Raw genomic sequence first — 1,046 nt, 5'->3', positions numbered from 1 at the left:
GCTGATCAACACAATACTTCAAAATACAGTCCAGATCGAAGCGGTTGCCACAACAATGGGTTTTGACGACCACAGGCGCTGTAGCACGGCCATGGAATTTGCCAAAACAAATGGGACAGACAGGGTCTTCCTGCGGTGCTTCAGTGTCCCCGGGGGCAGGAGTGCGAGCAATGCCATCCATTGAGTAGAATATCCGTGTTAGTTAATAAGTAATGCGGATTGGACTCAAGAACAGCTCGAAAGTTCAGTTCTATGGCTATAAAGTTTGCTATGGCTGAAGCAACACCGGCATCGGATATGCCGACCTATTGCGCACCGACCTCCGGTGTTACTTCATCGCACTGACTGGATAACCTGGTATCTTTATTTTGTACCCTTACTTGCTCCAAAGTGGGTCAGGATTCTCACACAGTCGGCATTGCCCATCTCGGTTGCGATGGAGAGTGGGGTGGTGCCATCAAACAAGGCGGTGTTGATATTCGCACTGGCCCTGATCAGGTGTTTTAAACACTCGGTATGGCCGTCCCGGGCTGCTAATAACAGCGGGGTCGCGCCATTAGTCCTCTGGGCGTTGATATTCGCCCCGGCGTTGATCAGGCGTTGCACGCAGTCTTGATAGCCCTCCTCGACTGCGATGTGCAGAGGCGTGCTTCCGCTCGTAGTCCTGATGTTGACAGCCGCCCCGGCGTTGATCAGGCCTTCCACACACTCGATATTGCACAACAAGATTGCGATTTGCAGCGGGGTGAAGCCATCCTCAGTCCTCCGGGCGTCGAGATTTGCCCCGGCGTTGATCAGGCGTTTCACGGAGCCGATGTTATTATTTTTGGCAGCGACAAACAGCGGCGTCACGCCGCCCAACAAGGCGGCGTCGAGATCCGCCTCGAGCTCAATCAGGCGTTCCACGCATTCGGTATTGCCCTTCTCGGCTGCGACGTATAGCGGGGTGATGCCATTTTCAGTCCGGGCATTGGGATTCGCTCCGGCGTCGAGCAGAAGTTTCGCGCAGTCGGTGTGATTATCGCAGAGAGCGAGTATCAGAGGGG

The 1,046-nt window shown here is 54.5% G+C and carries 2 protein-coding genes; both read right to left on the bottom strand.

The genetic code is table 11. The features are described 5' to 3' along the window. Positions 1-181: hypothetical protein (locus KDK19_RS10730; RefSeq protein WP_257288584.1), on the bottom strand; the 181-nt coding region annotated here is incomplete at its 3' end. 182 nt (positions 182-363) lie between these two features. After that, a partial coding sequence (locus tag KDK19_RS10725) for an ankyrin repeat domain-containing protein (RefSeq protein ID WP_257291921.1) occupies positions 364-1,046 on the bottom strand: 683 nt, incomplete at its 5' end.

This window comes from Endozoicomonas sp. ONNA1 (assembly GCF_024606325.1).
In the GTDB taxonomy this organism is placed as follows: Bacteria; Pseudomonadota; Gammaproteobacteria; order Pseudomonadales; family Endozoicomonadaceae; genus Endozoicomonas_A.
Note: the sequence above shows the minus strand (reverse complement) of the source record. Positions and strands in the feature narration are given on the sequence as shown.